Source organism: Methylocaldum sp. (assembly GCF_039794385.1).
Classification (GTDB): domain Bacteria; phylum Pseudomonadota; class Gammaproteobacteria; order Methylococcales; family Methylococcaceae; genus Methylocaldum.
In genome coordinates this window covers 1-9,092 of the sequence record NZ_JBDIVO010000193.1, presented here as the reverse complement: position 1 = coordinate 9,092, position 9,092 = coordinate 1, and the positions used below count along the sequence as shown (strand labels likewise).

The following is a 9,092-nucleotide window of genomic DNA, read 5'->3' as shown; positions in this document are numbered from 1 at the left end:
CTTCCCTGCATGCCGTGGAATTGCAATTGGAAGAGCACCACCCGGACGAACCGTTTTCGCATCTCGCCTATCATGCACTGGTGTCATCCCGGCATCATGCCCGGCACGGCGCGGGGCGGCTGAACGAAGCGGGTTCGGCGGCGGAATTCCTGACGCGTTCGATGCGCCGGGTCATCGACGAGGAAACCGCGTCCCTCGAATGGGGGCTCACCGTGCTGGCATCCATCGGCAGCACAGCGCCCTTCATCGGCTTGTTCGGCACCGTTTGGGGCGTTTACCACGCCCTGGTCAACATCGGCATGAGCGGGCAGGGGAGCCTCGATCAGATCGCAGGTCCCGTGGGCGAAGCGCTGATCATGACCGGCGCCGGGCTGGCCGTGGCCATTCCCGCCGTATTGGCCTACAACGCCTTCGCCCGCTCCAATCGGCTGCTGCTGGCAAAGCTCGATGCCTTCGCCCACGACCTGTTTGCCTTCCTGACCACCGGCGCGCATTGCGTCGGGACCGAAGCCGATGACCGAAGCGCCGCGGTCGGCCGGACCGTCGCGGGAGGTGCGTGATGGCGTTCGGAAGCTTCGGCCAAGGGCAGGGCGGCATGCGTCCCTCGGCCGAGATCAACATGATCCCGCTCATCGACATCATGCTGGTCTTGCTGGTCATTTTCATGATCACGACGCCCTTGCTCACCCACAACGTCAAGATCGATCTGCCCAGAGCGGCGAGCCAGCCGAGCACGGACCAGGCCGAGCACGTCGATTTGGCGATCGACGGAGCCGGCCGGCTTTTCTGGAACAACGAAGCGATCGACCGGGCAGGGATGCGCGAGCGCTTCGCGGCGGCGGCGCAGCAGCAGCCTCAGCCCGAGGTGCACCTCCGGGCCGATAAGGCCACGGCCTACCAGATCATCGCCGAAGTGCTCGCCGCCTCGGCCAATGCCGGCGTGACACGCATCGGCTTCGTCTCCGATCCGAACGAAGCCAAGCCTTGACATACGAATTAGCCACCCAGCCGTTTTCCAGCCAGGTAGCCAGCCAACAGAACCAGTTAACTTGGGGAAAACATCCATGACTAAGAATAACAACTACCGGCTTAAATCCACGGCGTTGGCCGGAACGCCACTCGCGCTTGCCCTGGCGTGCGCGACGGATGGCGCCATCGCGGCGGACGAAGATCTCACCACGCTCGACCAGGTCAAAGTGGTCGGCAAGGTGGAACAGGCGGGCGGCGACACGAAAGGTTACATGGCCAAACGCACCACGACGGCGACCAAGACCGACACTCCCCTGATCGACGTTCCGCAGTCGATCACCGTCATCACGCAGGAGCTGATCAAGGACCAGAACATGCAGAGCATCGCCGACACGGTCCGCTACGTGCCCGGCGTCGTGATGTCGCAAGGGGAAGGCAACCGGGATGCGGTGATTTTTCGCGGCAACGCCACGACCGGCGATATGTACGTCGACGGCATGCGCGACGATGTCCAGTATTTCCGCGATCTTTACAACATCGACCGGGTGGAGGTGCTGAAAGGCCCGAACGCGATGATTTTCGGCCGCGGCAGCTCCGGCGGTCTGATCAACCGGGTAACCAAGCAAGCGAACTGGGAGAACCCGCGCGAGGCGAGCTTTCAGGTCGGTTCCTGGGACAAATTCCGGTTAACCGGGGACTTCGGCCAAGCCATCAACGAGAATTTCGCCGTTCGTCTCACTAGCATGTGGGAGAGTTCACGCAGCTTTCGCGAGGGTTTCCATGCCGAGCGCTGGGGCGTCAATCCAACCGTGTCCTGGCGTCTGGGCGATCAGACCCAAGTGACCTTCGGCTACGAGCATTACGAGGACGACCGTGTCGCGGACCGCGGCATTTCTTCGTTCTCGGGCCGCCCGGTCGAGACCGACGTTTCCACGTTTTTCGGCGATCCGAGGCGCAGTCCGACCTGGTCGAAAGTCGACGCGTTCAACGCCTTGATCGATCACGACTTCGGGAACGGGATCAAGTTCCGCAACCGCACCCGTTATGCGATCTACGACAAGTTCTACCAGAACATCTTCCCGGGGGCGGTCAATGCCGCGGGCGACCAGGTGGCGATCTCGGCCTACAACAACGCGACCCAGCGCGAGAATTTCTTCAACCAGACCGATCTGACGTTCGAGCTCGAAACCGGACCGTTCAAACACACTCTGTTGACCGGCGCCGAGTTCGGTCACCAGGAAACCGACAACTTTCGCCAGACCGGATATTTCACGGCGGTGGGTCCCAATGCGACATCGGCCAGGGTTCCCGTGGCGGATCCGAGATATACCGGCCCCGTCACCTTCCGGCAAAGCGCCACGGATGCGGACAACCACGGCCTCGCGACCATCGCGGCGGGCTATTTTCAGGATCAGATCGAGCTCACCAAGCACTGGCAACTCGTGGCGGGGCTTCGCTACGACAACTTCGAGGTCGATTTCCGCAACAACCGCAACGGCCAGACTTTCTACACCAATGACGACCTTTGGTCGCCGCGCGGGGGCCTGATCTTCAAGCCGTTCGACGAGCTCTCGATCTATGCGAGCTACAGCATGGCCTATGTGCCGCGAGCGGGCGATCAATTGGCCTCGCTGACACTGGCCAATAGCTCGTTGGAGCCGGAAGAGTTCAAGAACTACGAGGTGGGTGCGAAGTGGGACATCCGTCCCGATCTGTCGGCGACCCTGGCCTTTTATCAGCTCGATCGCCTCAACGCGATCGCCACCGACCCCAATAACCCCGCGGCGTCGTTCCTGGTCGACGGCCAGCGCACGCGGGGGATTGAACTGGGATTGAGCGGCAACATCACCGACCAATGGCGCGTGATCGGCGGATACGCCTACCAGGATGCCGAAATCACCGAGAGCTTGTCGGCCAGCGCTCCGAAAGGCAACAAGGTGGCCCAGGTCCCGGAACACACGGTTTCGCTCTGGAACCGCTACGACATTACCCCTCATTGGGGCGTCGGCCTCGGCGCGGTATACCGCAGCGAAATGTACGCGGCCACCGACAATAACGTCACCCTGCCGGGCTTCCTCCGCTTCGACGGGGCCGTCTATTACACGGTCAACGACAATGTCCAGGTGCAGGTCAACGTCGAAAACCTATTCGACAAGGAGTATTACGCTTCGGCGCACAGCAACAACAACATCATGCCGGGCTCGCCGATTGCCGCCACAGCCGCGCTGCGGGTGAGATTCTGATGAAGCCCGCCGAGTTCGGTCTTCCGGCTCACTCGCCGCGCTCCAAGCCCTCGGGCGGATACTTGTTCCTCCCTAGGCGTCTGGCGCGCGGGGCATTCCTCAAATGGCTGCGCCGCACTCACGCCTGGATAGGGCTGTGGGGCGCGGCGTTGGGGTTTTTGTTCGGGACCACGGGAATTCTGCTCAATCACCACGAGAAGTTGAAAATTCCGGCCGCCCGGATGGAGCAGACCGTGATACAGCTGCCGCTGCCGGAACCGCGTCCCGCCGATCCCAAGGCCTTGGCACTATGGCTAGCAGAAGCGCTGCAGTTCCCATCCGACAAGGCGAAGATCATGCAGGAGCCTGGCAAGACCGTTATCTGGAACGGCGTGGAGGTGCGGCAGCCGGCGCGCTGGCAGATCGCCGCGCGTACGCCGCAACGCTTCCTCCAAGCGGAATATTGGGAAGGTAATGCTTTCGTCACTGTCAAGCGCGGCGAAGCGAATGTCTTCGCCCTGCTCGGCAACTTGCACCGCGGCGCCGGGTTGGGCGTCGGCTGGATCTTGCTGGCGGACACGCTGGCCGGCGGACTGATCGTGCTCGGCCTGACCGGCGTGCTGCTGTGGACCCGGCTGCATGGCCGCCGGCTCACCGCCGCCGGGCTCGGCCTCGGCTCGCTCGGTCTGGGACTCTGGTTTGTCTGGCAGGCTCTATAGAGAGACGGGGGAGGTCGCGCCGACCGGAACAACGGGAATCATCGCAGCGGAAGGCGGCCGGCTGAAAGCAGGGGAACGATTGGCGAACGTTCTTGGTCATTGATACTTATTCATCTTGGGTATTTTCCAGGACTTTCGCCTTGCCCCGGAGGCTTTATGGATTCACCGGCACATGATTACCCCACCGGGCTCTTCTTCGACGTTCAAGGGCCCCCATGCCTCTCGCTGTACGCGCCGACTCACCGGTCCCATCCGGATAACCAGCAGGACCGAATCCGGTTTCGGAACCTGGTGAAAGCCTTGGAAGACTCGTTGCGGCGGACCTATCCGGAAGAAAAGATTCGAGCGCTCATCGAGCCGTTTCGAAACCTGGCCGCCGATCGCGGCTTCTGGAATCACACGCTGGATGGACTAGCCGTACTGGCCGCGCCCGGCTTGTTCCTAGCCTATAGGCTGCAGCGGCCGGTTCCGGAATTGGCGGTAGTGGCCGACAGCTTCCACACCAAACCCCTGCTGCGCATCCTCCAGTCGGCCGATCGCTACCAGGTTCTCGGACTGAATCGTAAGGAAATCAAGCTTTTTGAAGGGAATCGCGACGCACTGGACGAAATCGAACTGGCCGATGAGGTCCCGCGCACCATCATCGAAGCGCTGGGCGAGGAGTTGACCGAGCCGCACCTGACCGTCTCCACCTATGGCTCCGGCCCCGCCGGTCCGGCGATGCACCATGGCCAGGGCGGGAGAAAGGACGAGGTGGACCTTGATGCGGAACGGTTCTTTCGCGTCGTCGACCGCGCCGTGCTGGAACATCATTCGCGGCCCTCGGGCTTGCCCTTGGTGCTCGCGGCGCTGCCGGAACACCATCATCTCTTCCGCCGGGTGAGCCATAACCCGTTCCTGTTGGAGGAAGGCATCGATGTCCATCCGGACGCGGTGTCCGCCGACGAACTGCGGGAGCGCGCGTGGCGGGCGGTCGAGCCTTATTATCTGGCAAGGCTGGACGAGCTGGTGGAGGCGTTCGGCGCGGCGAAAGCCAAAGGGCTCGGTGCCGACGATCCGGCCCAGGTCGCCGAGGCGGCCGTAGCCGGTCGGGTTACGAGCTTGCTGATCGACGCCGGCTGCGAGATTCCCGGCCGAATTGATTCCACGACCGGACAGGTCGAATTCGACGATCTGGCTCACCCCGAGGTCGATGATCTGCTCGACGATCTCGCGGAGTGGGTCATGAGGAGCGGCGGCCAAGTGGTCGTCGTTCCCCCCGAGCGGATGCCCACCGGGACCGGGGTTGCCGCGATTTATCGCTATTAAGAGGGTCGTTCCCGGATAGCCTAGGCAAAAGGACGCGTCCATGCAGATTCAGTTCAACACCGACAGCAACATCGAAGGCCGCGACGAACTGGCCCACTGGGTCGAGGATTCGGTAGCGGCGATTTTGGGTCGTTTCGGCGAAAGGGTCACCCGGGTGGAAGCTCATCTCAGTGACATCAACGCTCACAAGATCGGTCAAGACGATATACGCTGCCTGCTCGAGGCTCGCCCTGCGGGCCTGAAGCCGGTAGCGGTCAGTCACAGGGCCGACAGCGTCGAGCAGGCGGTCAACGGAGCCGCGGAAAAGCTGAAGAGAGCGCTGGATTCCACCTTCAGCCGACTGGAAAACCGCTAGCGAACGGCATTCGCACAGGCGTATCCAGCGAACGATTCGGCGCGGACGTCTGTTTTGAGAATCGGCGTGTGGCCGCAAAAAATGACTCGCGCGTCGACGGCCTGTCCGGCTCGCTTCCGCTCGGCAAGCGCTTTTTCGACTATTAACCCGGCCTATAAATAATAGGCCGGGTTAATCCGGGACAGGGATGCCCCGGCGCGGCGACAAGCCGCGTGAGCCCAGGCCGGGCGTGTACCGGCCCGGGCGGCGGCCCGAAATACCAGGAGGGTATTTACGGGCCTGATTAATAAGGGAAGCGCCGGTTCGTGTGCGTCGTCGAAAATGAAGAGCGTTTCGACCTCTCCCGGATAACGGTGATCGAGTACGGTTCGGATATTTTCTTCGATACCGGTATCGAGTCCTCTGCCCCAACGCGCGGCGGGATGCGAAAGACCTGCGCGATCGGCTCCGCGAGCGGCGTTTCACCTCTCGCGGAGCCGGTTACTCATTCACACTCGTAGATGTTGCCGGTCACATGACCATTGAATGCACCGCGAGGGGTGGCGCTTTCCCATACGATATGAGTGGCTCCGAGATTGTCCGCTTTCCGTAGCGCCCGGCCTTTTGCGACTCGCTCCCAGTGCACGCCGCCATGTTTTCCGTAGCCCGAGTGCCCGCTCACCATGCCGAGCGATTCGCAATACTCGACTGCATCGGATGTGGCCTCGACAGGCGGCTCGTCAGCCAGTGTCGTTGCCGAGAAAATTAGAGCGCTCAAGGCCAAGATGGCGGATCCCGTGGTTTTAGAATTCGGCGGGAAAAGCTTGAACATGATTGTCTCCAGAAATCTCCAAGGACGCGGATTCATCTCGTTGATACTTACGCCTGGCTTACACCACCCAATGCGGGGTACCGAGGCGATGACGATCATATTGACGCGATACTAAATCAAAAGTTCCGTGAGCGGGCGGATCGGGTCGATAGCGAAATCGTGGGGGAACAATCATCCGTACTGTCTAAGGATGGAAAGCGTCTTTCCAACGACCTTTTTGCCGGATCGGCGGTCATAACGATTTAAGAGAATTTGGACGGCGACAGGTCTATCCGGCAAGGCATCGTACGACCGAGCGGATTCGCCGGCAGCGAGGCTTGAAAGATACGGACCGTGTAAATCGCTCGCGGCGCCGAGGGTACTATGGACATTGAGAGCGGAATCCGGGAAGAGCTTGGAGCGGTATCGGCCTTCACCAGGCGGGTTGCCGATCAGCCCGATAACCGATTTCCTTGGGAAAGCTTATGCTGCGCGTCTTGAAATGGATCGCTATCGGAATCGGTGCCCTGATCGGGATTCTGATTCTTACCATCGTTCTCGTCATAGCCTTCTTCGACCTGAACAGGCTTCGCGAGCCGCTATCCACGGCGGTCAGCAAGTCCCTGGGCCGCGAATTCGCGATCAATGGCGATCTGAGCGCCGACTGGTCGTGGACGCCGCGCTTCACGATCAACGACGTGGAACTGGCCAATGCGCCCTGGGGAAGCGAACCGGAGATGTTCACCCTCGACCGGCTGGCGTTCGCCGTCCGAATTCCGGAACTCTTCAAAGGGCGCATCGTGCTTCCGGAAGTCCGCGTCTCGAAACCCCACATGTTGCTCGAACGGAATCCCGAGGGAATGGCTAATTGGGAGTTCGGCGACAAAAAAGAGAAGCGGGAACCGGCCGGAGCCCCCGTTAGCGAAAGATGGGTTCCGAAAATCGATAGCCTCGCCATCGACGACGGCCGCTTGTTGTTCCGCGATCCGACCACGGATACCCGCTTGGACATGAACGTTTCGACGGTGGTCGGCGAGTCGGACGAGCAGGCGGTCGAACTGAGCGGCCAGGGCCGATTGCAGCAGGAACAATTCACGCTGAAGGTCAGAGGCGGTTCGGTGCTGGATCTTTGGCAAGAAGATCAGCCCTTCCCGGTTAACGTCGAAGTCGAGTACGGCAAGACCGAGGCCAAGGTATCGGGCACGATAGCCGAACCCTTGGAGCTTCAGGGCCCCGATTTGCAGTTCGAGGCGAAAGGGCCGGATCTCGCGGCGCTCGCCTCCATAGCGCCCATGTGGATACCGGAAACGCCGCCGTATCGGTTCAGCGGAAAGATTAACCGTGAGGGCGAACGCTGGCTGTTGAAGGGGTTCGAGGGCAGTCTCGGCAACAGCGATCTCACCGGCGACCTGATGTTCACGATGCGGGACGAGCGGCCCTACCTGCAAGGCGACGTGGTTTCCCGCAAACTCGACTTCAAGGATTTCGTGGGCGTCTTCGGTGCCGATCCGACGCCGTCCCCGGAGGAACCGGAGCGCCCGAGACTGCTTCCCGACAAGCCGTATCCCGTGGAGGGCTTGCGCGCCGCCGACGGGGACGTGCGCTTCCAAAGCAGCAATATCGTGACCCCCTGGATGCCGGTGGACGATGTGTCCGTGCATGTCAAAATGGATCAAGGCATGCTGACGATCCAACCGGTAAAGCTTACCGTGGGTTTCGGGGCGATCGAATCCAATGTGACTCTGAACGCACGCGGCGACAAATTACAGACCGAAGTCAAAGGAAAAATCGACAAGGTGCCGTTCAAGCGGCTGGTGGCCGGAACCCCGTTCGAAGAAGAAACCGCCGGCACCTTTTTCGGCCGCGTGAATCTGACCACCGCCGGCAACTCGGTGGCGGAGATGGCCGCTCACGCGGACGGCGGCATAACCATCCTGATGGAACAGGGCCGCATCAGCAACCTGATGATGGAACTGTTCGGTATCGACTTCGCGGAGAGTCTCCAGAAACTCATCGGCACGGATCCGAGCATTCCGGTCCGCTGCACCATCGCCGACTTCATCGTCAGCGACGGCGTGGTGAAGACTCAGTTGTTCCTGATGGATACCACCGATACCAATGTGCTGATGGAAGGCCAGGTGAATCTGGCCACCGAGGCCCTGGATCTCCGCCTGACCGCCCATCCCAAGGACTTCAGCCCGTTCAGCGCGCGAAATCCGATCAAGATCGAAGGAAACCTGAAAAAGCCGCGCCCCTATCCCGAGCCTGCGCCCCTGATCGCCCGCGGCGCAGCTTCCGTAGCGCTGGGAGCGCTCCTGACTCCGGCGGCAGCATTGATTCCCTGGATCGAACTCGGCTTGGCCGAGGACAGTGCGTGCCACGCACTGGTCGATGCCGCCACATCCAAAGAGAAAATTCCGGAAAAAGAGCGGGAACGACAAGAACGGCACTAAACCGGGTCCATGTCTTTGAAAAGAGACGGGGCGCCACATTCCGGAATTTATCGGGCCGGACGTCTCGAGTTGTGCGCTGAGTCTCAACCTGCTTGCAATTGACGGGGATACTTTGGCGGCGTAGATTCGCGGCGGATATGGCGTTTTCGCTTACCGACGACGGCTTACGCGGCAACGCGCCATCTACTGGACGTTAGGTCGTGTCGGTCCGATGAGAAAACCGACAGGGATCCGGTGCTCGGCCGGCGTTTTGAATCCCCCTCGATCCCTCTTTCA

General features: G+C 61.2%; 8 protein-coding genes. 7 read left to right on the top strand and 1 reads right to left on the bottom strand.

From position 1 onward, the window contains the following. The 6 genes from ABJK70_RS15565 to ABJK70_RS15540 all read left to right on the top strand — a co-directional run. The coding region (locus ABJK70_RS15565; RefSeq protein ID WP_347258415.1) for a MotA/TolQ/ExbB proton channel family protein at nt 1–560 on the top strand (560 nt) is incomplete at its 5' end. After that, on the top strand, nt 560–988 hold the full coding sequence (locus ABJK70_RS15560; RefSeq protein ID WP_347258414.1) for a biopolymer transporter ExbD: 429 nt from the start codon (nt 560–562) through the stop codon (nt 986–988). The genes ABJK70_RS15565 and ABJK70_RS15560, both read left to right, overlap by 1 nt. Nucleotides 989–1,064: 76 nt before the next feature. Next, nucleotides 1,065–3,212: a TonB-dependent siderophore receptor gene (locus ABJK70_RS15555; protein WP_347258413.1), complete on the top strand. Its 2,148-nt coding sequence runs from the start codon at nt 1,065–1,067 to the stop codon at nt 3,210–3,212. Nucleotides 3,213–3,274: 62 nt separating this feature from the next. Beyond that, nucleotides 3,275–3,910 carry a PepSY-associated TM helix domain-containing protein gene (locus ABJK70_RS15550; protein ID WP_347258412.1) on the top strand — a complete coding sequence of 212 codons (636 nt, stop codon included), beginning with the start codon at nt 3,275–3,277 and terminating at the stop codon, nt 3,908–3,910. A 156-nt stretch (nt 3,911–4,066) separates the two neighbouring features. Beyond that, nucleotides 4,067–5,218, top strand: coding sequence for a hypothetical protein (locus ABJK70_RS15545; RefSeq protein ID WP_086135476.1), 1,152 nt, complete (start codon nt 4,067–4,069; stop codon nt 5,216–5,218). Between the two features lie 40 nt (nt 5,219–5,258). Continuing rightward, nucleotides 5,259–5,573, top strand: a complete 315-nt coding sequence (locus tag ABJK70_RS15540; protein WP_077729152.1) for an HPF/RaiA family ribosome-associated protein — start codon at nt 5,259–5,261, stop codon at nt 5,571–5,573. 484 nt (nt 5,574–6,057) lie between these two features. Here the strand turns inward: ABJK70_RS15540 and ABJK70_RS15535 are convergent, their stop codons facing one another. Beyond that, entirely contained in the window at nt 6,058–6,384 is a 327-nt protein-coding gene (locus tag ABJK70_RS15535; RefSeq protein ID WP_077729151.1) for a hypothetical protein, read from the bottom strand. Nucleotides 6,385–6,848: 464 nt separating this feature from the next. Between ABJK70_RS15535 and ABJK70_RS15530 the strand changes: the two genes are divergently transcribed. Then, nucleotides 6,849–8,816: an AsmA family protein gene (locus ABJK70_RS15530; protein WP_347258411.1), complete on the top strand. Its 1,968-nt coding sequence runs from the start codon at nt 6,849–6,851 to the stop codon at nt 8,814–8,816. The last annotated feature ends 276 nt before the right edge of the window (nt 8,817–9,092 follow it).

Excerpts from the sequence above, each read along its gene's own strand:
- ABJK70_RS15555 (WP_347258413.1), top strand. The coding sequence starts at position 1,065 with ATGACTAAGAATAACAACTACCGGCTTAAATCCACGGCGTTGGCCGGA.
- ABJK70_RS15530 (WP_347258411.1), top strand. The coding sequence starts at position 6,849 with ATGCTGCGCGTCTTGAAATGGATCGCTATCGGAATCGGTGCCCTGATC.
- ABJK70_RS15540 (WP_077729152.1), top strand. The coding sequence starts at position 5,259 with ATGCAGATTCAGTTCAACACCGACAGCAACATCGAAGGCCGCGACGAA.
- ABJK70_RS15560 (WP_347258414.1), top strand. The coding sequence starts at position 560 with ATGGCGTTCGGAAGCTTCGGCCAAGGGCAGGGCGGCATGCGTCCCTCG.
- ABJK70_RS15545 (WP_086135476.1), top strand. The coding sequence starts at position 4,067 with ATGGATTCACCGGCACATGATTACCCCACCGGGCTCTTCTTCGACGTT.
- ABJK70_RS15535 (WP_077729151.1), bottom strand. The coding sequence starts at position 6,384 with ATGTTCAAGCTTTTCCCGCCGAATTCTAAAACCACGGGATCCGCCATC.